We start from the raw sequence: 21,517 nt of genomic DNA on the forward strand, positions 1-21,517 counted from the left end.
AGTAACAGTGCAATTACAAAGCGAATGACTGAGCGTCCAGCAGGCAGAGTTTGCGATGGAATTCCGCCAGGCTGTGGCAGCAAAATTTGTTCATCGCGTTACGCTTGTGGGTGTAGATCGTTTTAGGGGACTTATTCATGATTTTTGCGATGCGAACCGGACTGAATCCCTTATGGAGCAACATGCAAACCCGCCTCTCCTGATGCGAGAGCGTGGCGGCGTTTTCGAAGGTGAATGTCGTGTCGCTAAAACAGTGGCTTAGCTGCGCAAATGAGAGGTTGTCCGCGACCACTCGGACCCGCTCGTTGCGCAGGCATGCGTGAACGTCGCAGACCCGCGCGGCATCCGTAAATACCAGCCAGTTCTCTCCGGCGTGCGTATTGAGCAGCCGTTCCTGCAGGTGCAAAAGCCCTTCCGGATTAACGTCATGGATCCAATACATCTCCGGGCGAGGGGTAACGGCCGTCGAGATCATCGAAGTGAGGCCAAGCCATAAAAACGTATTCCCGCTCAGAACGATAACCTGATAACCAGCATTCGGAATGAAAGGGGTCATTTTCTACCCCACAGATAGCCCTGGCCGTAATCGGCCGCGCTGGCGCGGGCCAGCGCGAAATCACCCGCGGTTTCGATGCCTTCGATCAGCACCTTGCTGGCGACGCGCTTGCACTGGCGGGTGAGATGCAGAAACTTTGCCTGCTCGCTCCGTCCGTTCCAGAAGGTATGTTTGTCAATTTTGATGCCGCAGAAGCGTATCTGGCTGGTTAGAATATCGGGAAGAAGGTCTTCGCAGACATCGTCTGCCCACACTTCTATCCCCCACTGATGGAGCGTCGCGATGCATTTCCGCAGCGCCCGGCTTTGCGTATCCTCGAGTTGGACCATCGTATGGAGATCGGTGATCTCGATAGCAAGTCTCTCCGGGCAGGGTGTCTCTTCTTTTATCCTGTCGAGGAAGTCCGTTTCCAGCAGTAAATCCGATGTCGCATTGAGATAATACTTGTCGCCATCCTTGCAAAACATGGCATGACGAAGCTGCGCAAAGAAGTACGCTTTAAGCTGCGTCGCGGGCATCGAGCCAAAGTAATCTTCAAGATTGACGTGGGGCTTTGCCGTAGACAATACCTCCCAGGCAACCACATTTTCACTGCGCAGTGCCCGGATGGATTCGAACTTATAGCCGGTTAGCATGATAAACGTGCGTAACGCTCCGTGGTGATTTCAGGAGCTTGGAATTTTACGGATCTGGATTTTGGCGGGATATTTATAGATAAAAATGGCTGATATAAAGTGTTTTTATCTAATTTATAAGAATATTATAGGATTATTTATTTTCATAAGCGCCCGGCAGAACGCCGGGCGCGACGCGTCTTAACCCGCTTTGTTGACGATTTTGATTTCGACCATGCCGATCCCGAGCTCGCGCGGTGAATGGCCGAGAATATTCCCTTCATTGGTGGACTGCGGGTCCGGCGGCACGATCACCAGGGTATTGCTGCGCGATGGGTTCTCAAAGTGCAGCGTGTGCGTGCTCACGTCGTTCCCGAGCGTCAGCGTCTGCTCCCGATCGCCCACGCGCACGGGGACGGGCTTGTTAGCGTTGGGGCCATACGCTCTGGCGGTGATCACCAGGTCGAACTGTTCCGGCAGGGGATGGGTATACTCAATTTTCACTTCGTTGCCCAGCTGCGCGTTTGACCAGCGTCCCCAGGACTCCGGGCGCGAGATGCCGCTAAACTGCTTCACTTCTTCCGGCGCGCCGGCCACGTTAAAGATAAAGCTGTCCGCTTTGTAGCGAATATCGTTATCGCTGATTTTCAGCATGTCGACGTTACGCTGATAGCGCGCGGTATCAATCACCGTATCGTTGAACGCGGTTTTGCCTTTCCACTGGGCTTTATCCACGTGCTGTACGATTTGCTCCCCGCCGAGCTGGCCCTGAGAGACGCACCAGTCGGTAGAAAGCGCCAGCGGCTGCGACCAGAGCTGGCCCATTTTGTAACACCTGTCGACCCAGACGAAATTATCGCGTGGCGCAAAATCGGCCAGCTGATAGCGCAGCGGCGCGGAATATTCGCTTTCCGGCAGCGGCTCGACGCGCCCCTGCGACACCCGCACCAGCAGCGGCAGACGGAAGCTGCTGCCCGAGAAGGCAATCGTGTTTTTATCCCGATCGACGTTGAAGTCCTTCATTTCTTTCGGGAAGTTCCACAGGCGGATAATGTCTGGCTTCCAGGCGAGGATTTTTTCCTTCATGTTGAGGAAGACTTCCGACAGGGATTGCCCCGACAGCGTGCTGCGCCCAAGGCCAATAAAGTTGTCGCCGCCCAGAATGTCCAGCACGGTTGCGCCGTTATCCATGGAGTTACGTTTGGTGGCGATGACCTCCTGCTGCGGCTGGTCGCCGCGCAGGACGAAGAACAGATTGCTGCGATCCTGCTTGTTGAGCCGATCCCAGGCGCTGTTTTTCATCGCCAGATGGTCAGACGACACGACGATGACGGTGTTTTTAAACCAGGGCGAGGCTTTGATTTTCTCGACCAGCGCGGCAATGTGCTCCTGGCTGCAGGTAACGGCACTGAAAGACTTGTTGTTTTTGCCGTCTACGTCATAGCTTCTGCGTTTGCAGCTGCGCGAAACGAACCCGTCCGGATGGTGGGTGTCCACCGTCAGCGCAAAAAGGGAGAAACGCTTGCCCGCGCGGGAAAGCTCCTCGAATTTTTTCCAGGTTTCGTCGAGTACCGTATCGTCATAGAAACCCCAGTCGTTACGGTAGCTCGGATCGGCAACCGTCGTTTTTAACTCTTCTGAGCCATACAGGTGGTCAAAACCGTGGGATTTCAGGAACACGTCTTTTCCGGCAAAGCGCAGGTTTGCTCCCTGCACAAAATAGTTTTCGTAGCCGGAGTTTTTCAGGATGTCGCCGAGGCAAATATTCTGTGGGAAGAACGTCGACATGGAGGCCGAGGCGTTACCCTCAAAAGGCGCGAACAGCGGGATACCGCACTGGGAGGCAACCATCCCGGCAATCGTATAATCCGTACCCGGCAACTGCATGGTGTGGCTGAAGTCGAGACCTTCGTTTTTCAGCGCGCCCAGGTCCGGCGTCAGGTTCGGGAAGGCATCGTTATCAAAGTACGTGCGTTCCAGGCTTTCACCGTAGATGTAAACCAGGTTGAGTTTCGGGTTGGCGATCGTTTTCGACGGTTCTTTGTAGTAAGCCACGAAATCAGGATCGCCGTCGCGGGACTGGGATTTCACCAGCTCGGTTATCTGATGGAACGCCGGGCTGGCGTCGACGGAGGCCAGCGCCAGGAATAGCGCCAGCAGGCTGTAGCCATGATGATGCGGATGATGGCGACGTCGACGCAACACCCAGGCCAGCGCGCCAAAAATTGTCACCAGCGCGACGATAAGGCCGAGCCCCGGAAGAATGTACTTGCCCACACCCGCGCCCGTCAGGCTGTTCGTCAGGGTGTAGAGCACGGCATCGTTAATACCGTCACCGGTAAAGTAGTCGCTGGCGTAAAGGGTAATGTTTAAAATAATAAAAATGCCGAGTACCACCAGCGTGGCGATAAACCACCAGGTGTTGCGGCCGGCTTTGCAGGCATAGACGCCGACAGAAGCCAGAAAAAGGATAAGAGACATGAATTCTGACAACAGCATATCCTCATGACGCCAGGTGCTTCGCTGGCTAACTGTTTATTTTTTGGGTCATACAATGTAATTGCGATGTCGTTAAGCTGCAATTTTAGTGTCACGAAAGTGTGCTGTTGTTAGGATTTGGTTTAGAAAATCGTTTTTATGAAGAAGGTCGCATCCTGACAAACGGACGCTGAGGCGATGGCAACCAGGAAAAACGCTCATTTAGCGCCGCGTTGCAAGACTATCGCATTAAACGCGGCGTGTTGTGGCAAAAATGGGATGGATCAGGAGAGGAAATTAACGCCTTGTTTCAGCACCAGATCGCAGGCTTTGGTTTTCACCTGTTTTGCCAGAGAAGAGTTGCCGAGGGTGCTCAGGTTAAGCTGCTGCCCGTTTTGCGCGTTAAGCAGGCCCTGAATGCCGTCCATATAGTTGGTGTCCGCTTTTTGCTCCTGGGTATCCAGGCCCAGTTTACCCAGTACCTGATTTTTCACGTTTTGCGCGTCGGTCACGGAGGCCAGCTTTTGCTTCGCGCAATATTCCAGAATCCCCGCCGCGTTGTTCATCGTGCCCGCGCTAAGGCTCTGAGAGCTGTTGCCCAGCAGGCTGGTGAGGGAAGAGGCGGAGAGTCCACCCTGAGAGCTGCTGCTCTCTTTGGTCAGCTCATTTGCTGCGCTTGACAGAGACTCCTGCCAGGACGCCGCTTGCGCTGCGCCGGTCACCAGCAGCGCGCCTAAAAAGGTGCTGATTAGAATCTGTTTTTTCATCATGGCTCTCTCAAAAAGGTCCGTTTTGGGCCGAAGGGGTACCAGTATATACCTGGGACCTGTCGGCGATTTCTGGAACTGTCTTAATACTCTTTGCCGGTAACGCGGCTGCGGTAACTTTCCCAGTCGAAGATGACATAAAGACTGTTACCCAGCTTCATGCGGTCCATAACGCGTTCCCCCAACAGGCGGGTCATCTCGTCGATATTGTGGTTCGTCAGCATGCCGGTGGGGCGCTTGGACGAGGAGCGGCGATCGACTATCTGGTTGATGATCACTTTTTCATAGCGGGATTCGGTCTGAACGCCAATCTCGTCGATGACCAGTAGGTCGACATTGCTCAGATCGTTAAGCAGCTGTTCTTCGCTGGTTTCGCGGTTGCTGAAGGTGTCTTTCATCGCGGACATGATATCGGCCACGGTGATGATAAGAACCGATTTACCCCGCAGAAGCAGCTCGTTGCAGATAGCGGCTGCAAGGTGGTTTTTTCCGGTGCCCGGCTTGCCGCTAAAGATGAAGCTGGCGATATTGCCGTCGAATTCATTTACGTACTGACGGGCGGCGGCAAGGGCGTTCATCTGCCCGTTGGTTTCGATTTTATAGTTATCGAACGAGCAGTTCTGGTGCAGGGGACGGATACCGGAACGGTTAAAGGTGCGCTGCATTTTCATGGCCCGGTTTTCCCGGGCGAGCGCGGCGGCACGGATCTCTCCTTGCTCTTTTTGCCAGGCCAGTAGCTCTTCACCCGTGGTGAACGCGGGCTTCACATTGGCAGGCATCATTTTTTGCAGACGTTTCATCAGGTCGCCGACGTTCTTCATTTCGCACCTCGGAATCCGCTGGGGATCTGTTTATCCGGTTCTGAAAACGCGTTGATATCGCGTTTTGGCTGCCCATTGTTGCCGGCGCGGGTGATTTGAAGATGACGCGCGAGCTTTTGCTGCCACTGAATATGGGTGAAGACTTTACCTTCCGCCTGCCACCAGGCGGTAAAAGCGGCGAGCTCTTCCGCGGTGGCCGGCTGGGTTAGCGCAATGCCCCATAGCGCGGCCTGCCGCTGAAAATCCGCATCCGGTTGCCAGCCCGCGTACAGGGCAAATTTTCCCATCGGAACGGTCACGGGGACATTAACCGGTTCATCAAAGAACTGGTTGTCCAGCGTGACATCGCTCGCCGGGCGCGACAGCTGCGCTTCGATCTCCAGAAGCTGTGCCAGGCGTTCCGGTGTAATTGCGTAAAACGCCGGAGCGTTGTCGGCAAAAACTGCAACCGTGCCGCCTTCGGCGTGGGTCAACACACCGCGTGGGTCGCGCATAAAGGCATCAATGCCAGCAATGCTGGTGGTCAGGATTCTGGAGGACATAACGCTTACTCTACTGATTACTACGGGCGAGATATGGGCTTATGGTAGCACAGAGAGGGGGAAAGGATGGAGGAGGAAAGTGTGGGGTTCTGACCCTCTCCCACAGAGAGAGGGTCAGAAACGGTTACGCGATGATATTCAGGGTCACGTCGATGTTGCCGCGGGTCGCGTTAGAGTATGGGCAAACAATGTGCGCCGCATCGACCAGCTTTTTGGCTTCCGCGGGATCCATTCCCTCAACGTGGATGTTCAGTTTTGCTTCGATACCAAAGCCGGTTGGCAGCGGGCCAATACCCACTTCGCCTTCAATAAAGGCATCTTTTGGCAGGGTAAACTTGTCGCGTGCGGCCACGAACTTCATCGCGCCCAGGAAGCATGCAGAGTAGCCCGCAGCAAACAGCTGTTCAGGGTTAGTCACTTCTCCACCCATGCCGCCCATCTCTTTTGGCACGCCCAGTTTTACGTCCAGTACGCCATCGGAAGAGGTCGCGCGACCGTCACGGCCACCGGTTGCTTTTGCTTTGGCGGTATAAACAACTTTTTCTAAAGACATGGCAGGTTCCTCATCTTGCTTTAATGTATGCTATTAAATAGCGTGCGATATATATGGGTGATTATCACGCGTAAAGTATAGCTTTACGCGCGGTGTAGCTGTTGGCGCAAAAGTTCGAGCTGCTGTTTGAGTGCCAGCAAAGTATCGGTATCACACTGCGCTGCGCAACCCACCGCATGGGGAATTCCCAATGCCTGCTGCTGCAGTTCACGTCCTGCTTCGCTCAGGGTGACGGCAACCTGACGTTCGTCTTTGCGGGAACGGTGACGGTTGATTAACCCGGCACTTTCCAGCCGCTTCAACAGCGGCGTCAGGGTCGCTGAGTCCAGAAACAGCCGTTCGCCGATGTCCGACACCGTCATATCATCCTGCTCCCACAGCACCAGCATCACCAGGTATTGCGGGTAAGTCAGGTTCAGCGGTGCCAGCAGCTGCCGGTACAGCTTATTAAGCGCCAGATTTGCCGAATAGAGGGCAAAGCAGAGCTGGTTATCCAGCTTGAGCGCAGCGGTTGCGTCGTTCGTTTTAGCGTTCATGAAATGAATATAGATAGCGCACGATTTAATTGCAAGCAATTTTATGGGCAGGTGTAGCGGAGCGCTACCTGAACGGCCATTTTGCGGTAGTGCTGGCGCTGAGCCTGTTCGTCCGCACCGTCTTCAAACAGGAGCGTGAAGGTGTAGCTGTTGGCAACGTAGTGAAAGCTGAAGCTGCTTATCAGGCGGTGAAGATCGCGGGCGTCAACCGTCTGGCTGAAGAGTTGTTTTTCTTTGCCCCGGTGCAGGATGCCCTCCAGCAGGTCGAGCGCGCTGCGGTTGACCTGGCGAAGATAGCTCGACTGCTGCATGAAGCGGCCGCGCTGCATGTTTTCCATGCAGATAATCCGGATGTAGTCTGGATGGTCTGCATGATAGTCAAAGGTGGCTTCAACCAGGTTGACCAGCGCTTCGACGGGGGGCATTCCCGCCAGGCTTAGCGCTTTTTCACTGGCGCGGATCTGGGTGTAAACATGTTCCAGTACCAGGAGATAGAGATTCTCTTTGTTCTTAAAATGGTAAACCACCATGCGTTTGGTGGTGCCCGCTTTCTCCGCGATCTGCTCCATGCGTGCACCGTTCAATCCATATTCGGCAAAAAGCGCTATAGCGCTCTGAAAAATTTTCTCTTTCAGGCTGGATTCTTCACTGTGCTCGGGGTGTTCGCTGCCGGGGTTAGCCACATCCTTTCCTTATTTTCACCAAATGGATCAGAAAGATTATCTCCACGGCAGCGAAATAACACAAATATCAAACGCGAGGGCGTTTACGGTACAGCCACAGCCCGGGGATAGACAGCCCGATGGACAGCGCGCCGACGATGGACGATGCCTTAAGAAAGTTGCTCAGGAGGAGGATCATCTGAGGCTCGGTGTAGCCAAAATGACTGATTTTCACCGCGGAAATCATCGCCGTATACGCAGATATGCCCGGGAACATCGGGATAACGGCGGCGACGGTGAACACTTTGGGATGCGCCAGATACCAGCGCGACCACTGGATGCCGATACTGCCAACTACCATGGAAGCCATAAATGTTGACCATTCGATGTTAAAACCCGCGGTCATCATCACCATGCGCGAGCCATGGCCAATCGCGCCCAGTAGTGCACACCACGGCAGCGCACGTTGCGGAACGTTAAATACCATCGCAAAGCCGACGGCAGGAATGGCGGCCAGAAGCATGTCCTGCGCCAGCGCCATCAGAAAATCGATCACGCCCATCCGCGTAACCCCCAGAGCGTCATGGCCATGACCACGCCGATGCAGGTCGCAAGCGTCAGAAGGCTGGCAATAGCCCAGCGTGCCAGACCGGTATTGATGTGACCTTTAAACATGTCGGCGACGGCGTTGATCAATGGGAAGCCCGGAACCAGCAGCAGCACGCTGGCGGCCATGGCAATCGTAGGGGTAGTGGCAAACTGCGGCAGGCGCAACAGCAGGCCGGAAACCGTGGTGGCGACAAACGCGGTAATGCAGAAATTAATTTGCGGATGCAGCTGTCTGTGCGTCAGCAGCTGGCGAACATACATGGCGATGCTGCTGGCGAAAAAGGTGACGATCGCACCGTCCCAGCCGCCCTTATTAAGCTTACAAAAGCAGGCGCACGACAGCCCTACCATCAACACGACAAGCCAGCGCGGATAACGTAATGGCTTAATTTGGCTGAACCGTTTTTCAATCTCCCGAAGATCGAGAAGCTTATGTTCAGCAAGGATGACGATGTGCTGCACTTCGGTCACGACGTGCATGTTAATGCCGCGGTCATGGTTTTTGCGGGTGGAGGTCAGGCACTGACCGTCTTTGATCGTGGTTAGCACGATGGCGTTGGATGAAATAGCGCTTTCAACGCTATCCATACCCAGCGCCAGTCCCAGGCGGGTGGAAAGCTCCTCAACCAGCGCGCTTTCCGCGCCGTGCTGGAGCAGAAAAAGACCGCACTGAATACATAGCCGCGTGATAGCACGCTGCGTTGACCGATCTGCCTGCATGTATTGTCCTGAAGACGGTGGAAAGTTACCGGTTGACCCATAGCGATTACTTTTAGCACAAAGTGCAGTGCCTCTTGCTGTGGGCCAGATCAAGGTTTATGCAAAGAGTTGCTGCCTATGAGCGCATAAGGGGATGGGATTAATTCATCATTTTGGTGAATCATTAATATTAAAAGATAAGTTATTTATATTTAGTTATTCTAATTTTATATTGTAGTTATTTTAATGACACTGCAATTAAATTTAATTTCGCTTTGTGAGATATTACTGCTGTTTAGGCATTTCTTAAACTAAGAATACATCTCATCTTCTGCTTGTATTAACCTGCTTCACACTCAGGGACGAAAAATACTCATACGTTGATGCGTTTTAACATTACTCATCAAATGAAGAAATGGACACGGAGGGTCTATGTTGTCTTTGCACGGTAAGCATTGCGTTATCATTAGCCGGATACCGGTCATGCAAAACGGGTTAGGGGGCGTTATGACTCGCCATTTTCCCGATTTTCAATTGACCTATTGCAGCTCATTACAGGAGTTAACTCTGCTCCAGTTACGCCGCGCTGATGTCATCATTGCCGATATCTCAGGCGAATACTGGAATCCTCGGGGCGCGCTCGAAGAGTATTTCAGTTTATTGAATCAATACCGGAACATTCACTGGATCTTTTTAGTTTCGCGGCCGCTTAACCCTATTGCCGTTGAGTTACTTGTGTGCCCGGAAAGTACGTTGCTTTCTGATATGGAACCCATTGAAGGCCTGGTTAACGCTATTCGGGCAGGCAGCGAACGCGCAGAGCGGGTAAGCCAGACGTTGTTAGCCCCTGAACCTCAAAGTACGGAGGATGAAGGCGAACATGTCATCGCGCTCACGCATTCGGAACGCAAAGTATTGCGACTGTTAGGTAAAGGATGGGGGATTAACCAAATCGCCACATTGCTCAAGAAGAGCAATAAAACCATCAGTGCGCAGAAAAATAGTGCGATGCGACGGCTGTCATTACGCAGTAATGCCGATATGTACGCCTGGATAAACAGTACACAGGGAATGCGAGAGCTGAGTTTGATGTCAGCCTATGGAGAGTTCGAGGAATGGAAAAAACCGATTCAACAAGACATATCGCCATCGTCGAAAATTGCACGATGAGTGCTGTTGGGCTACAGCATCTTTTTGCGATGCCCGGCCTGAATCATTATCAGCTGCATCTGTTTAGTGAATTTGACAGCTTTAAGAAAGCACTTCAGCACATCAATTTTTTCTCGCTGATCTATTCATATTCCGATGCACGAGAAGAGCGTCGTAGCTGCCTTGCGCACCTGCGGGATTTTGCGTTTACGCATGGCCATATCCAGCGCATTATCCTGGTCGCTGATGAGATGGAAGCAAGATTAATTAGCCATCTTTCCCCGTCACGCCTTCACGGTGTGGTCAGCAAATCGCTGACGCTTGAGCAGCTGCAGAATGAATTCATGGTGTTGTTGAGTGAAACCCTGCGCATCAATGACAATATGATGAATCAGTGGTACCGGAGTCAAAGCAGAATGTTAAGCCCAACGGAACGGGCAATATTGCGTTATATGTCTTGCGGCTATTCCATTCCTCAAATCGCTGCACAGCTCGAACGCAATATTAAGACTATCCGGGCGCATAAGTTTAATGCGATGGTGAAGCTGGGGGTGAACTCTGACGTAGGGTTACTCGATGCGGCAGATATTATTACCCACCTTTCGGCAAGAGAACCGCGAAGTTCGACACTCAGCAAGCCGACCTTTTTATAACCTGCCTCCTGCGCGCCAGACAGGCTCTGGCGCATCAATCAGATGCAAACATCAACCCATTTTGCGGAAGTCAGCTCTGCCATTCTGTCAGGTGAGATACGCACGGCACTATGAATTGCGCCTGCGGCGGGAAGGACTTCGGCGTACTGCTTTAACGAGATATCGCAGTAAACCGCGAGCGGGTTTTCCAGGCCGAAAGGGCACACGCCGCCAACGGGGTGACCGGTGATGGTCACCACCTCATCACTGCTGAGCATGCGCGCTTTTGCACCAAAGGTGTCTTTTAGTTTTTTGTTATCCAGGCGTGCATCGCCTTTTGCTACCACCAGAATCACCTCATTTTTCACCTTTAATGACAAGGTCTTGGCGATTTGTCCCGGTTCAACACGGTGGGCGGCAGCAGCCAACGCAACGGTAGCGGTACTCTGGCTAAGTTCAATGATGTCTATATCCGGCGCGTTGTCGGCAAAAAACTGCTGTACAGACTGCAAACTCATTGTTTCCTCCTGACAAATATCCTGCGTAATCTGTCATAAGAATTTATGATCTGTAAATATCTCTTAAGTAACAAATATCCCGAACGGCTGATTTCTGGATCCTCTTCACAATCACAGAAACCGGTTACAGTAACCGGTTGCAGAGCGTGAGGCGTCGATTAATACTGAGTACGTTACGTCCCCTGTATCCAATAATAAGAGCAAATTATGAAACCATTCCGTCTGAGCAGTACCACTGGTACACAAGCCAGCAAGGTTGTGAAGGTGATTTATGGAACAACGTGCGGCGCAAATGTGCCTGTAATAAACGTCTGACAGGAGATCTGCCATGTCTGCCAACCATGCTGCGTTTAACCTGATATTCCGTTTTGTTGAAAATTACGTCAGCCCGATTGCCGGGCGGATCTCTTCCCAGCGTCATGTCATGGCTATCCGTGATGGATTCATCTCTGCGATGCCATTTATGATTGTGGGTTCATTTTTGCTGGTGTTCGCATATCCGCCGTTTTCTCCGGATACCACCTGGGGTTTCGCCCGAGCCTGGCTGGATATGGCGAAGCAGCTTGAAGGCCAGATCCTGACGCCGTTTGATATGACGATGGGCATTATGTCCATTTATATCTGTGCGGCCATTGCCTATAACCTTGGCAAGCACTATGTCAAATCGCACCAGTTAGACCCGTTCATGTGTGCCATGCTGTCGCTGATGGCGTTTCTGCTGGTCGCGGCACCGAAAACCAATGGCACGCTGCCAGTCGATAGCCTGGGCGGGACGGGGATTTTTACCGCGATTCTGGTGGCGATCTACTGCGTTGAGATGATGCGTTTCCTCAAAGCCCATAACATCGGTATTCGCCTGCCAGACCAGGTTCCTCCGATGATCAAAAACTCTTTTGATCTGCTGATTCCGGTACTGGTGGTGGTGTTAACGCTCTATCCTCTGAGCCTGGTCATTCAGTCTCAGTTTGGCATGCTGATCCCGCAGGCCATTATGTCGGTCTTTAAACCTTTGGTTTCCGCAGCGGATTCCCTGCCTGCGATCCTGCTGGCAGTGTTGATTGGCCATCTGCTGTGGTTCGCCGGGATCCACGGAGCCGCCATCGTCTCCGGGATGCTGCAGATGTTCTGGCTGACTAACCTGGGCGCTAACCAGACCGCGCTGGCCGCCAGCCAGCCTCTGCCGCATATTTTCATGGAGGCATTCTGGACGTTCTTTATCGTGATTGGCGGGTCGGGCGCCACGATGGGGCTGGTGATTTGCTATCTGCGTAGCCGTTCAGCGCATTTACGTTCTATCGGGCGTTTGAGCGTGGTCCCCAGCTTCTTTAACATAAATGAACCCGTCATTTTCGGTACGCCGATTGTGATGAACCCGGTGTTCTTTATTCCGTTCCTGCTGGCACCGATGGTAAATGCCGTGCTGGCCTGGGCGGCGATGACGTTTGACCTGATTGGCCGCGTCATCTCAGTGGTCCCCTGGACAGCACCGGCGCCGATAGGCGCAGCGTGGGCTCTGGGCTGGGATTTCCGCGCGGCTATTCTGGTTGTGGTTCTGGCCTGCGTATCGGCAATCATCTACTACCCGTTCTTCAAAGTGTACGAGAAGCAGCTGCTGGAGCAGGAAGCGGAAGAAGCGCAGCGTAACGCGGAAGAGGACAATCAGCAGGTAGCCTAGGTAAAAAGCAAAACGGCAACTCAGGTTGCCGTTTTTAGTGTTTGTTCCCTCTCCCTGTGGGAGAGGAGCAGGATGAGGGCATCAGGCCGGGCCCGACTACTTCAGCGTGCAATCCCCGCACTCCTTAACGTCCGGCAGGCGGTAGCGCTGGCAGCAGGTGCGGCGAACCAGTAGCCCATCACGGAGCACGACGGTACGAAATAACGGGTTGTCGCGGCCATCGGAAAGCTGTTTTGCAAAGAAACAGGACTGACGCAGGGCGTCAACATTCTCATCACCAAGCAGAGGCTTCATTTCCGTTAAATACCAGTGGATTAAATAGCCCGTATTGCTCCAGATAAGCTTCCCATTAATCTCTCCCGTCGCTTCAAGCGCTTCTACCACCGGGATCAGGGCCTGGGTGATAAGCTGCTCCATACGTTCCTGAGCCGTCAGGCATTCCGCGTTCTGGTCTTCGCGAAGATCAATCCAGAAGCAGGCTGCACGTCCGGTTTCGTGAAACTCGACGTGGAAATTATCCGGCGAGAGTTCCAGCATGCTCTTTTGCGTTAACAGCGCCAGCATGAGGGGAGGCACCATTAGCCCGATATACCACTGCGCCCAGAGTGAGAGCAGCGGTTTATTTTCCCGCGTAAGGGTGGGCTGATTGCGATAGATATGGTCGGAATAGGTGGCCAGCAGCGACTGCAGTTTTGTCGGTTGACGCCACTCTGAAAGCGTCATGGCGTGGTTCGGGTGCGCTTCATCAAGCCGGATAAAGTCCAGCAGGTGGGCGCGCGTCTCCGCAATCTTATCCCGTATGGCATCCGCAAGCGAAGCATTCCCGCTGGTGAGGGGCGCTCGCCAGAGGAGGGGTTCGACAATGTGTGCGGTATGCGTGGCCATAGTATAGATAGAAATCTAAATGATAATGATTGCCAATCCTAACTATTGCTCATACCAATGGCAAGACTTTTGTCCTGATGATATCGCCGCGATGTTTACGCCGTCTGCAACTCTTCACTCAACAGAATGTTATTGCGCCCCATATGTTTTGCTTCGTAGAGGGCTTTGTCCGCTTTTTCCAGCGCGCCTTCCACGTCTTCATCCTCGAAAATGGCAATACCAATGCTGATGGTGACGTTTGTAGCGACGCTCTCGTTAAACAGATGCGGGATTTTCAAATCGTAGACTTTCTGGCGGATCCGTTCGGCCGTCAGGCGAGCATGTTCGAGTGAAATATTGGTCAGCAGCACCATAAACTCTTCCCCGCCAAAACGCGCCACAATATCGCGAGAACGCACGGCGTCGCGGATTGCCGCAGAGACGCGCTTCAGCGCCTGGTCGCCCATCATATGGCCATAATGATCGTTATAGGCTTTGAAATGGTCGATATCCATCAGCAGGACAAAGTGCTCGCCATTCTCTACCGCAGGCAGGTTCTCCAGACGGCTTTGCAGACCGCGACGATTATAGAGCCCGGTAAGCGGGTCCATCATGCTGAGATCGGTAAGGGTTTCTCGCTCTTCCAACAGGCGAGAGAGCAATTCCTGAGCGAAACGATCGTTACGTCTTTGCAAAATGTTATGAATAGCGATTGCCACCACAGGAAGTGCGAAAGAATAGGTCATTCTCAGCCATATATCGTGATCGCTTAGCCACAGGCAGACAATAAAGGTGGGCAATGAGTGCAGAGTAAATGCTTTGATATTACTGGCGAATGCCAGCGTTCCGATAAAAAGCACCGTTAATAGGGCGATTAACAAATACGTCGCGTGGTCGTGGGTAATTAAGGCGAATTTAGACACAATTTGCCAGGCCCACAAAATACCGAAGATCCCTGAAACAAGGGGAATATTGATCTTCCGCGCGCGCTTTCTCCAGTGCCAGACGAACAGGCCGGTGCTGATGAAGAAAATAGCAATAAGTGGGGCAGATAACAGGCGTACAGAATTGAGCGGATTTGTTACCGAGAACACTGCCGAGGTTGCGTTCAGAAATAAAAATAAACGTAACGACAATTGATATTTTCTGTGAACCAAAGACCGCCAGGAGTGTGATGTCATAGTCGTGCGTTTTTATTAAAATCTAATTAAAACAAATAAGTGGGTGCCGTTTCGCAATAAAACATGCAAAAAACTCAAAGAGTAATTATCAGAAAATCTTTAGATGTAGTTAACAGGTGTGCAATTTATCACCTTAGGCAATTCCTGTCATTACGGGAAAGGTAAAGGTCGATGGATTTTGATTCATTCAGCTGACAAATGATAACGTGTGTCATATGATATTGGTTATCATTATCGTTGTGAGAGGGTGAATCATGTTGAACAGGGCGCTTGGCAGTGGTTGGGGGGTATTGCTACCGGGAGCCATTCTCGGCGGGTTGATGTTTGCCGATCTCTCCCTTGATACCTGGAAAGCAATCATTGTGTCAGGACTGTTAGTCACGTCAGGCATGATCTGGCATAAGCAGCTGCGCCACTTCGTTTTATTGCCGTCATGCGTAGCACTGGTCAGTGGAATTTTGGTGATACTGATGAGTTTGAAATAACAGGGAAAAACAAGGTGAACTTCAGAAGGGATGTAAGATAATTGGTGCGAGGGGGGGGACTCGAACCCCCACATCCTAAGGACACTAACACCTGAAGCTAGCGCGTCTACCAATTCCGCCACCTTCGCACAGTCATCTTACTATTATTGATATCGCCTCGTTGGTGCGAGGGGGGGGACTCGAACCCCCACATCCGTAAGGACACTAACACCTGAAGCTAGCGCGTCTACCAATTCCGCCACCTTCGCCCAGTGCGAGCAATATCATTGTGATTTATGGTGCGAGGGGGGGGACTCGAACCCCCACATCCAAAGGACACTAACACCTGAAGCTAGCGCGTCTACCAATTCCGCCACCTTCGCATACCATCGATACTGTAAAAGTATCGTAACCACGGAGGCGCATTCTAGATGTTTTCAGCTTTACGTCAACAGAAAAGTGCGCGCCTTTTATTGATTGCTGCAAAAATGGCCGGAACTGAGACGCCTGCTTGCAGGATGGCGCTGGCGCTTATCCGGCAAGCATTGCTTGGCAAATTATTTCTTTGCCTGACGCGTCATCACGGTGCGGTAGACCTTAAAGCGGCCGGTCTGGGCGATCACTTCATGGAAGCCGAAGGTTTCGTCCAGTACTTTCGGGTACGCCAGGAAGGCGTTCGCAACGATACGCAGCTCGCCGCCGCTGTTCAGGTGACGAACGGCGCCACGGATCAGCGTTTGTGCCGCCTCCAGGCTGGTTTCCATACCGTCGTGGAACGGCGGGTTGGAGATGATCATGTCGAAGCGACCGGTGACGTCAGAGAAGACGTTGCTGGCAATCACCTCGCCTTCAATGCCGTTTGCGGCAAGCGTTGCGCGGCTGGCTTCAACCGCCGGGGCGCTCACGTCACACAGGGTTAAACGGACTTTTGGTGAATGGCTGGCGAGCACGGTAGAAAGCACGCCCGCGCCGCAGCCCACGTCCAGCACTTTGCCTTTAGTGTGCGGCGTCAGGGTGGAGAGCAGTAGCTTGCTGCCCGTATCCAGCGCGTCACGGCTGAACACGCCCGGCAGGGTTTTGATGGTCAGGCCGTCAAGCTGGTACTCGTCCCAGTATGCCTGTGCATCAAACGTTGTCTGTTTTTCCAGACGGCCATGGTACAGACCACAGCGGCGAGCGCTGTCGACTTTATTCAGCGGCGCGTAGCCTTCCAGCATCTGTTCAGCGCTACGCACGCCGCTGCGGTTCTCACCCACCACGAAAATATCGCAGCCGACCGGCAGCAGAGAGAGCAGGTTCATCAGCTGGAACTGGGCTTCCGGCTTGTTCTTCGGCCAGTAGTAAATCAGCGTATCGCAGTGGGCGATATCGCTCTGTTCCGCCACCAGGCTAAAGCGCGCGCGCTCACCCATCTGGCGGCTCAGCACCTGCCAGTGGTGGTAGTATTGGGTGTGGGCACGGCTTTCAGCACAGTCGAAACGCGCAGGCAGGTCATCCTGCATATCTCCGGCAAACAGAATACGGCTTTCTTCGAAATCATCACTGTGACGCAGCAAGACTTCACTTGCCGGGGTAAATGCAGACATGAATTGTTCCTCAATAAACTCAGGCGGGGATTATAGTAGGTAGATGGCGCACTTTCGACACATTTGCTATATTTGCGCGCCTGAGAGACAGGAGTTTTCCCTATGACATCCCGACGAGACTGGCAGTTGCAGCAGCTGGGCATTACCCAGTGGGCTTTGCGTCGCCCGACGGCGTTGCAGGGCGAAATCGCCATTTCCATCCCTGCACACGTACGCCTGGTGATGGTGGCGGAAGAACTGCCTGCCCTGAACGAACCCCTGATCGATGATGTCCTTCGCAGCCTGAAGATGACGGCCGACCAGGTTTTACAGCTGACGCCAGAGCGTGTTGCGATGCTTCCTCCTGATAGCCGCTGTAACAGCTGGCGTATCGGAGAGACAAACGAGATCCTCCTCCAGGGGAGTCAGATCTGCACGCCAGCGCTGGACGAACTGAAAGCCAACCCAAAAGCGCGCAGCGCGCTATGGCAACAAATCTGCGAATATGAACACGATTTCTTCCCTCACGACGCCTGACCTGACCACAGCGTTTGCGATTGAAACACGCGCCCACGCGTTTCCGTGGAGCGAAAAAACCTTCGCCAGCAATCAGGGCGAACGGTATCTGAACTACCGTCTGGACGTTGACGGCACCATGGCCGCCTTCGCCATCACGCAGGTTGTTCTTGATGAGGCGACGCTGTTTAATATCGCAGTTGATCCCGCGTTTCAGCGCCGTGGGCTGGGAAGAGAGCTGCTTGAGCACCTCATTCGTGAGCTCGAAACCCGTGACGTTTTCACCCTGTGGCTGGAGGTGCGCGCGTCGAATGTCGCCGCCATCGCGCTCTATGAAAGCTTAGGCTTTAACGAGGCGACAATCCGCCGTAACTACTACCCCACCGCAGAGGGACGTGAAGACGCCATCATAATGGCTCTGCCGATTGGATAATAAAAAATAAGGTTGTAACGATGAAATGGGACTGGATTTTCTTTGATGCCGACGAAACGCTGTTTACGTTTGATTCGTTCGGCGGCCTGCAGCGGATGTTTCTCGACTATAGCGTGACCTTCACCGCTGAAGATTTTCAGGACTACCAGGCGGTGAACAAGCCGCTGTGGGTGGATTACCAGAACGGTGCCATCACCGCGTTACAACTTCAGCACCAGCGCTTTGACGTCTGGGCGGAACGTTTAAAGGTCAGCCCGGGGACGCTTAACGAGGCCTTCCTGAACGCGATGGCCGATATCTGTGCGCCACTGCCGGGCGCGGTTTCCCTGCTGAATGCGTTGAAAGGCAAGGTGAAACTGGGGATCATCACCAACGGTTTTACCGCCCTGCAGCAGATCCGCCTCGAGCGCACCGGCCTGCGCGATCATTTCGACGCGCTGGTGATCTCGGAAGAGGTGGGTGTACCTAAACCGGATCCGCGTATTTTCGATTATGCACTGTCGCAGGCCGGGAATCCTGACCGCGATCGTGTACTGATGGTGGGAGACACGGCAGAGTCCGATATTCTGGGCGGTATGAATGCCGGTCTGTCGACCGTCTGGCTCAATGCGCATGGCCGCGTGAAGCCTGAAGGCATCGAGCCGACCTGGACCGTCACGTCGTTGAACGAACTGGAGCAACTCCTGTGTAAACAATGATTGCCTGCCCCCCATTGATGGGTAAAATAGCCGCAATTTTGTATTCCATGACGCGTGGCGTGCTGCCGCGCTTATAAAAGAAGATTTAATTATGACGTTGTCTCCTTATCTGCAAGAGGTGGCCAAGCGCCGTACTTTTGCCATTATCTCGCACCCGGATGCCGGTAAAACGACCATCACTGAGAAGGTGTTACTGTTCGGACAGGCGATCCAGACTGCGGGTACCGTTAAAGGCCGTGGCTCCAGCCAGCACGCAAAATCTGACTGGATGGAGATGGAAAAGCAGCGTGGTATTTCGATTACCACCTCCGTGATGCAGTTCCCGTATCACGACTGCCTGGTGAACCTGCTGGACACCCCGGGCCACGAAGACTTCTCCGAAGATACCTACCGTACCCTGACGGCAGTGGACTGCTGTCTGATGGTGATCGACGCCGCGAAAGGTGTAGAAGATCGTACCCGTAAGCTGATGGAAGTCACCCGTCTGCGCGATACGCCGATCCTCACCTTTATGAACAAACTCGACCGTGACATCCGCGATCCGATGGAGCTGATGGATGAAGTGGAAAACGAGCTGAAGATCGCCTGTGCGCCAATCACCTGGCCAATTGGCTGCGGTAAGCTGTTCAAAGGGGTTTATCACCTCTATAAAGACGAAACTTACCTGTATCAGACAGGTAAAGGCCACACCATTCAGGAAGTGCGCATCGTGAAAGGTCTGGACAACCCGGAGCTGGACGCGGCGGTCGGCGAAGAGCTGGCCGCGCAGCTGCGCGACGAGCTGGAGCTGGTGAAGGGCGCGTCTCACGAATTCGACAAAGAGCTGTTCCTGAGCGGTGAAATCACCCCGGTCTTCTTCGGTACCGCGCTGGGTAACTTTGGCGTGGACCATATGCTCGACGGCCTGGTGGAGTGGGCGCCGCAGCCGATGCCGCGTAAAACCGACACCCGTGAAGTGGAAGCAAAAGAAGAGAAGTTCACCGGCTTCGTGTTTAAGATTCAGGCCAACATGGACCCGAAACACCGTGACCGCGTGGCTTTTATGCGCGTGGTGTCCGGTAAATATGAAAAAGGCATGAAGCTGCGCCAGGTGCGTATCGGGAAAGACGTTGTCATCTCCGACGCGCTGACCTTTATGGCGGGTGACCGTTCGCACGTTGAAGAGGCCTATCCGGGCGACATCATCGGTTTGCACAACCACGGCACTATTCAGATCGGCGATACCTTCACCCAGGGTGAAATGATGAAGTTCACCGGTATTCCGAACTTCGCACCGGAGCTGTTCCGTCGTATCCGTCTGCGCGATCCGCTGAAGCAGAAACAGCTGCTGAAAGGCCTGGTCCAGCTTTCCGAAGAGGGCGCCGTGCAGGTGTTCCGTCCAATCGCGAACAACGACCTGATCGTTGGTGCGGTCGGTGTGCTGCAGTTCGACGTGGTTGTCGCGCGTCTGAAGAGCGAGTACAACGTGGAAGCGATTTACGAATCGGTAAACGTCGCGACTGCGCGCTGGGTTGAGTGTTCTGACGTGAAGAAATTCGAAGAATTTAAGCGTAAGAACGAAATTCAGCTGGCGCTGGATGGCGGCGATAACCTGACCTATATTGCCCCAACGATGGTGAACCTCAACCTGACGCAGGAACGTTATCCTGACGTTCAGTTCCGTAAAACACGCGAGCACTAATCCCCTCTCAGAGCACGGCTGCCGCCGTGCTCTTCTTTAATTCCTGTCTTATTAATCCCTTGCGGAATGTTCTTAATTCAACGCAATTTCACGCTATTCGAGCATTTTTTACCCAATTCTGAAAGCGGCTCTGTGAGAGTGATCTATATTTAACTCAGTGTTTAACACCGGGCGTGGATAAATTAACTGTTCAATGCATGGCTTTAGGTTATCCATTTTGCCCGTGTGTTTATTCGCAATATATATAACTACTAAGGAAGTATGTAGCCCAAATAACGGGTCAACACAGGAATAGATCGATGAATATGACAAGACTGAAGATTTCTAAAACTCTGCTGGCTGTGACTCTGGGTAGCGTTCTGGTGAGCGGCTCTGCTCTGGCGGAAAGCAGCACGATGGATAAAGCACAGTCCACGGCCGATAGCGCAGGGCAAAAAATCGATAGCTCTATGAATAAAGTCGGCAATTTCATGGACGACAGTTCAATCACAGCAAAAGTGAAAGCCGCACTGGTGGATGATGAAGCCATCAAGAGCACCGATATTTCCGTTAAGACCGACAAGAAAGTGGTCACGCTGAGCGGCTTTGTTGAAAGCCAGGCTCAGGCCGAACAGGCGGTGAAAGTGGCGAAGGGCGTTGAAGGTGTTGCCTCCGTCAGCGATAAGCTGCACGTACGTGACAGCAAAAACGCGTCGGTGAAAGGTTATGCCGGTGATGCAGCCACCACCAGCGAAATCAAAGCTAAACTTTTAGCTGATGACATCGTGCCGTCCCGTAAGGTTAAAGTGGAAACCACCGATGGTGTGGTTCAGCTCTCCGGTACGGTAGATTCGCAGGCGCAAAGTGAACGTGCCGAGTCCATCGCGAAAGCGATTGACGGTGTGAAAAGCGTTAAAAACGATCTGAAAACGAAGTAAATCTGCACCATTCGCCCGTCAGGCTAAAACCTGCGGGCGATATAAGAACGACTCTGGAAAAACGCCGGTGAGTGACCTGAGCGCTCACGTTTAGCGGCCGACATTAACTATGGTAAAGGAGAAGCTTATGTTTCGTTGGGGCATTATATTTCTGGTTATCGCGTTAATTGCCGCCGCATTGGGCTTTGGTGGACTGGCAGGTACAGCGGCATGGGCAGCTAAAATTGTCTTCGTTGTAGGTATTATTCTGTTCCTGGTCAGCCTGTTTACGGGTCGTAGACGTCCGTAGCAAACGCAATATTCCTTCAACAAAAAAAAGCCAGTCACTGTGACTGGCTTTTTCTTATTTGCGTAACAGGTCGGGTGCGTTACTGTGGTGTTATAAAA

25 protein-coding genes and 3 tRNA genes are annotated in these 21,517 nt (G+C 52.9%); 10 read left to right on the forward strand and 18 right to left on the reverse strand.

Annotated elements, in window-relative coordinates; translation table 11 throughout:
* Nucleotides 1-13 precede the first annotated feature (13 nt).
* The 11 genes from KGP24_RS03150 to KGP24_RS03200 all read right to left on the reverse strand — a co-directional run bounded on the left by KGP24_RS03150 (nucleotide 14) and on the right by KGP24_RS03200 (nucleotide 8,858).
* Nucleotides 14-556: a helix-turn-helix transcriptional regulator gene (locus tag KGP24_RS03150; protein ID WP_223562343.1), complete on the reverse strand. Its 543-nt coding sequence runs from the start codon at nucleotides 554-556 to the stop codon at nucleotides 14-16.
* Nucleotides 553-1,191, reverse strand: a complete 639-nt coding sequence (locus tag KGP24_RS03155; RefSeq protein WP_223562344.1) for an EAL domain-containing protein — start codon at nucleotides 1,189-1,191, stop codon at nucleotides 553-555. Before KGP24_RS03155 ends, KGP24_RS03150 begins: the two co-directional genes overlap by 4 nt.
* Nucleotides 1,192-1,371: 180 nt before the next feature.
* Nucleotides 1,372-3,663: a phosphatidylglycerol--membrane-oligosaccharide glycerophosphotransferase gene (opgB, locus tag KGP24_RS03160; protein ID WP_223562345.1), complete on the reverse strand. Its 2,292-nt coding sequence runs from the start codon at nucleotides 3,661-3,663 to the stop codon at nucleotides 1,372-1,374.
* A 269-nt stretch (nucleotides 3,664-3,932) separates the two neighbouring features.
* Nucleotides 3,933-4,415 (reverse strand): DUF2501 domain-containing protein, encoded by a 483-nt coding sequence (locus tag KGP24_RS03165; protein ID WP_121425077.1) that lies wholly within the window; start codon nucleotides 4,413-4,415, stop codon nucleotides 3,933-3,935.
* Between the two features lie 83 nt (nucleotides 4,416-4,498).
* A complete protein-coding gene (dnaC, locus tag KGP24_RS03170; RefSeq protein ID WP_223562346.1) occupies nucleotides 4,499-5,236 on the reverse strand; it encodes a DNA replication protein DnaC in 738 nt (245 codons plus the stop codon).
* The gene (gene dnaT, locus KGP24_RS03175; RefSeq protein WP_048225551.1) at nucleotides 5,233-5,778 is read right to left on the reverse strand and encodes a primosomal protein DnaT; all 546 of its coding nucleotides are present in this window, start codon (nucleotides 5,776-5,778) and stop codon (nucleotides 5,233-5,235) included. The genes dnaC and dnaT overlap by 4 nt, the downstream gene beginning before the upstream one ends.
* 124 nt (nucleotides 5,779-5,902) lie before the next feature.
* On the reverse strand, nucleotides 5,903-6,331 hold the full coding sequence (locus KGP24_RS03180; RefSeq protein WP_023310299.1) for an organic hydroperoxide resistance protein: 429 nt from the start codon (nucleotides 6,329-6,331) through the stop codon (nucleotides 5,903-5,905).
* An 83-nt stretch (nucleotides 6,332-6,414) separates the two neighbouring features.
* The gene (locus KGP24_RS03185; RefSeq protein ID WP_023293337.1) at nucleotides 6,415-6,867 is read right to left on the reverse strand and encodes a MarR family transcriptional regulator; all 453 of its coding nucleotides are present in this window, start codon (nucleotides 6,865-6,867) and stop codon (nucleotides 6,415-6,417) included.
* Between the two features lie 41 nt (nucleotides 6,868-6,908).
* Complete coding sequence (locus KGP24_RS03190) at nucleotides 6,909-7,550, reverse strand: TetR family transcriptional regulator (RefSeq protein ID WP_023310301.1); 642 nt, start codon at nucleotides 7,548-7,550, stop codon at nucleotides 6,909-6,911.
* 67 nt (nucleotides 7,551-7,617) lie between these two features.
* Nucleotides 7,618-8,091 (reverse strand): threonine/serine exporter, encoded by a 474-nt coding sequence (locus KGP24_RS03195; RefSeq protein WP_223562347.1) that lies wholly within the window; start codon nucleotides 8,089-8,091, stop codon nucleotides 7,618-7,620.
* Complete coding sequence (locus KGP24_RS03200; RefSeq protein WP_223562348.1) at nucleotides 8,082-8,858, reverse strand: threonine/serine exporter ThrE family protein; 777 nt, start codon at nucleotides 8,856-8,858, stop codon at nucleotides 8,082-8,084. The genes KGP24_RS03195 and KGP24_RS03200 overlap by 10 nt, the downstream gene beginning before the upstream one ends.
* A 411-nt stretch (nucleotides 8,859-9,269) precedes the next feature.
* Between KGP24_RS03200 and KGP24_RS03205 the strand changes: the two genes are divergently transcribed.
* Both KGP24_RS03205 and bglJ read left to right on the forward strand, forming a co-directional pair.
* Nucleotides 9,270-10,007, forward strand: coding sequence for a response regulator transcription factor (locus KGP24_RS03205; protein WP_223562349.1), 738 nt, complete (start codon nucleotides 9,270-9,272; stop codon nucleotides 10,005-10,007).
* Complete coding sequence (gene bglJ, locus KGP24_RS03210) at nucleotides 10,004-10,639, forward strand: DNA-binding transcriptional activator BglJ (protein WP_223563445.1); 636 nt, start codon at nucleotides 10,004-10,006, stop codon at nucleotides 10,637-10,639. Before KGP24_RS03205 ends, bglJ begins: the two co-directional genes overlap by 4 nt.
* A 38-nt stretch (nucleotides 10,640-10,677) precedes the next feature.
* Here bglJ and KGP24_RS03215 read toward each other — a convergent pair whose 3' ends face one another.
* Entirely contained in the window at nucleotides 10,678-11,136 is a 459-nt protein-coding gene (locus tag KGP24_RS03215; RefSeq protein WP_047957704.1) for a YbaK/EbsC family protein, read from the reverse strand.
* A 328-nt stretch (nucleotides 11,137-11,464) separates the two neighbouring features.
* Between KGP24_RS03215 and KGP24_RS03220 the strand changes: the two genes are divergently transcribed.
* Nucleotides 11,465-12,811, forward strand: a complete 1,347-nt coding sequence (locus tag KGP24_RS03220) for a PTS sugar transporter subunit IIC (protein ID WP_223562350.1) — start codon at nucleotides 11,465-11,467, stop codon at nucleotides 12,809-12,811.
* A 96-nt stretch (nucleotides 12,812-12,907) separates the two neighbouring features.
* Here the strand turns inward: KGP24_RS03220 and fhuF are convergent, their stop codons facing one another.
* Together fhuF and KGP24_RS03230 are read right to left on the reverse strand one after the other, a co-directional pair.
* Nucleotides 12,908-13,696 (reverse strand): siderophore-iron reductase FhuF, encoded by a 789-nt coding sequence (gene fhuF / locus KGP24_RS03225; RefSeq protein WP_223562351.1) that lies wholly within the window; start codon nucleotides 13,694-13,696, stop codon nucleotides 12,908-12,910.
* A 95-nt stretch (nucleotides 13,697-13,791) separates the two neighbouring features.
* Entirely contained in the window at nucleotides 13,792-14,856 is a 1,065-nt protein-coding gene (locus KGP24_RS03230) for a GGDEF domain-containing protein (RefSeq protein WP_223562352.1), read from the reverse strand.
* Nucleotides 14,857-15,110: 254 nt separating this feature from the next.
* Between KGP24_RS03230 and KGP24_RS03235 the strand changes: the two genes are divergently transcribed.
* Nucleotides 15,111-15,341 carry a DUF1435 domain-containing protein gene (locus KGP24_RS03235; protein ID WP_023310309.1) on the forward strand — a complete coding sequence of 77 codons (231 nt, stop codon included), beginning with the start codon at nucleotides 15,111-15,113 and terminating at the stop codon, nucleotides 15,339-15,341.
* 42 nt (nucleotides 15,342-15,383) lie between these two features.
* On the opposite strand, the gene KGP24_RS03240 is transcribed toward KGP24_RS03235, so the two are convergent.
* From KGP24_RS03240 to rsmC, 4 genes are all read right to left on the reverse strand, one after another.
* Nucleotides 15,384-15,469 (reverse strand) — tRNA-Leu (locus KGP24_RS03240).
* A gap of 33 nt (nucleotides 15,470-15,502) precedes the next feature.
* Nucleotides 15,503-15,589, reverse strand: a tRNA-Leu gene (locus KGP24_RS03245).
* 28 nt (nucleotides 15,590-15,617) lie between these two features.
* Nucleotides 15,618-15,703: transfer RNA gene (locus tag KGP24_RS03250), tRNA-Leu, on the reverse strand.
* Between the two features lie 174 nt (nucleotides 15,704-15,877).
* On the reverse strand, nucleotides 15,878-16,906 hold the full coding sequence (gene rsmC, locus KGP24_RS03255; protein WP_223562353.1) for a 16S rRNA (guanine(1207)-N(2))-methyltransferase RsmC: 1,029 nt from the start codon (nucleotides 16,904-16,906) through the stop codon (nucleotides 15,878-15,880).
* A gap of 102 nt (nucleotides 16,907-17,008) precedes the next feature.
* On the opposite strand from rsmC, the gene KGP24_RS03260 reads away from it, so the two are divergent.
* The 6 genes from KGP24_RS03260 (at nucleotide 17,009) to KGP24_RS03285 (ending at nucleotide 21,419) form a co-directional block, all read left to right on the forward strand.
* A complete protein-coding gene (locus KGP24_RS03260) occupies nucleotides 17,009-17,422 on the forward strand; it encodes a DNA polymerase III subunit psi (protein ID WP_223562354.1) in 414 nt (137 codons plus the stop codon).
* Nucleotides 17,391-17,834: a ribosomal protein S18-alanine N-acetyltransferase gene (gene rimI, locus KGP24_RS03265; protein WP_023334424.1), complete on the forward strand. Its 444-nt coding sequence runs from the start codon at nucleotides 17,391-17,393 to the stop codon at nucleotides 17,832-17,834. The genes KGP24_RS03260 and rimI overlap by 32 nt, the downstream gene beginning before the upstream one ends.
* 20 nt (nucleotides 17,835-17,854) lie before the next feature.
* Nucleotides 17,855-18,532 carry a pyrimidine 5'-nucleotidase gene (gene yjjG, locus KGP24_RS03270; protein ID WP_032660825.1) on the forward strand — a complete coding sequence of 226 codons (678 nt, stop codon included), beginning with the start codon at nucleotides 17,855-17,857 and terminating at the stop codon, nucleotides 18,530-18,532.
* A gap of 91 nt (nucleotides 18,533-18,623) precedes the next feature.
* The gene (prfC, locus tag KGP24_RS03275; RefSeq protein WP_223562355.1) at nucleotides 18,624-20,213 is read left to right on the forward strand and encodes a peptide chain release factor 3; all 1,590 of its coding nucleotides are present in this window, start codon (nucleotides 18,624-18,626) and stop codon (nucleotides 20,211-20,213) included.
* Nucleotides 20,214-20,512: 299 nt separating this feature from the next.
* Complete coding sequence (gene osmY, locus KGP24_RS03280; RefSeq protein ID WP_223562356.1) at nucleotides 20,513-21,130, forward strand: molecular chaperone OsmY; 618 nt, start codon at nucleotides 20,513-20,515, stop codon at nucleotides 21,128-21,130.
* Nucleotides 21,131-21,257: 127 nt separating this feature from the next.
* On the forward strand, nucleotides 21,258-21,419 hold the full coding sequence (locus KGP24_RS03285) for a DUF1328 domain-containing protein (protein WP_003856556.1): 162 nt from the start codon (nucleotides 21,258-21,260) through the stop codon (nucleotides 21,417-21,419).
* The last annotated feature ends 98 nt before the right edge of the window (nucleotides 21,420-21,517 follow it).

The organism is Enterobacter sp. JBIWA008 (assembly GCF_019968765.1).
GTDB lineage: Bacteria > Pseudomonadota > Gammaproteobacteria > Enterobacterales > Enterobacteriaceae > Enterobacter.

Coding starts and splice junctions, on each gene's coding strand:
- KGP24_RS03150 (WP_223562343.1), bottom strand. CDS start 556: ATGACCCCTTTCATTCCGAATGCTGGTTATCAGGTTATCGTTCTGAGC.
- KGP24_RS03155 (WP_223562344.1), bottom strand. CDS start 1,191: ATGCTAACCGGCTATAAGTTCGAATCCATCCGGGCACTGCGCAGTGAA.
- KGP24_RS03165 (WP_121425077.1), bottom strand. CDS start 4,415: ATGAAAAAACAGATTCTAATCAGCACCTTTTTAGGCGCGCTGCTGGTG.
- dnaC (WP_223562346.1), bottom strand. CDS start 5,236: ATGAAGAACGTCGGCGACCTGATGAAACGTCTGCAAAAAATGATGCCT.
- dnaT (WP_048225551.1), bottom strand. CDS start 5,778: ATGTCCTCCAGAATCCTGACCACCAGCATTGCTGGCATTGATGCCTTT.
- KGP24_RS03180 (WP_023310299.1), bottom strand. CDS start 6,331: ATGTCTTTAGAAAAAGTTGTTTATACCGCCAAAGCAAAAGCAACCGGT.
- KGP24_RS03185 (WP_023293337.1), bottom strand. CDS start 6,867: ATGAACGCTAAAACGAACGACGCAACCGCTGCGCTCAAGCTGGATAAC.
- KGP24_RS03195 (WP_223562347.1), bottom strand. CDS start 8,091: ATGGGCGTGATCGATTTTCTGATGGCGCTGGCGCAGGACATGCTTCTG.
- KGP24_RS03200 (WP_223562348.1), bottom strand. CDS start 8,858: ATGCAGGCAGATCGGTCAACGCAGCGTGCTATCACGCGGCTATGTATT.
- KGP24_RS03205 (WP_223562349.1), top strand. CDS start 9,270: ATGTTGTCTTTGCACGGTAAGCATTGCGTTATCATTAGCCGGATACCG.
- bglJ (WP_223563445.1), top strand. CDS start 10,004: ATGAGTGCTGTTGGGCTACAGCATCTTTTTGCGATGCCCGGCCTGAAT.
- KGP24_RS03215 (WP_047957704.1), bottom strand. CDS start 11,136: ATGAGTTTGCAGTCTGTACAGCAGTTTTTTGCCGACAACGCGCCGGAT.
- KGP24_RS03220 (WP_223562350.1), top strand. CDS start 11,465: ATGTCTGCCAACCATGCTGCGTTTAACCTGATATTCCGTTTTGTTGAA.
- fhuF (WP_223562351.1), bottom strand. CDS start 13,696: ATGGCCACGCATACCGCACACATTGTCGAACCCCTCCTCTGGCGAGCG.
- KGP24_RS03230 (WP_223562352.1), bottom strand. CDS start 14,856: ATGACATCACACTCCTGGCGGTCTTTGGTTCACAGAAAATATCAATTG.
- KGP24_RS03235 (WP_023310309.1), top strand. CDS start 15,111: ATGTTGAACAGGGCGCTTGGCAGTGGTTGGGGGGTATTGCTACCGGGA.
- rsmC (WP_223562353.1), bottom strand. CDS start 16,906: ATGTCTGCATTTACCCCGGCAAGTGAAGTCTTGCTGCGTCACAGTGAT.
- KGP24_RS03260 (WP_223562354.1), top strand. CDS start 17,009: ATGACATCCCGACGAGACTGGCAGTTGCAGCAGCTGGGCATTACCCAG.
- rimI (WP_023334424.1), top strand. CDS start 17,391: ATGAACACGATTTCTTCCCTCACGACGCCTGACCTGACCACAGCGTTT.
- yjjG (WP_032660825.1), top strand. CDS start 17,855: ATGAAATGGGACTGGATTTTCTTTGATGCCGACGAAACGCTGTTTACG.
- prfC (WP_223562355.1), top strand. CDS start 18,624: ATGACGTTGTCTCCTTATCTGCAAGAGGTGGCCAAGCGCCGTACTTTT.
- osmY (WP_223562356.1), top strand. CDS start 20,513: ATGAATATGACAAGACTGAAGATTTCTAAAACTCTGCTGGCTGTGACT.
- KGP24_RS03285 (WP_003856556.1), top strand. CDS start 21,258: ATGTTTCGTTGGGGCATTATATTTCTGGTTATCGCGTTAATTGCCGCC.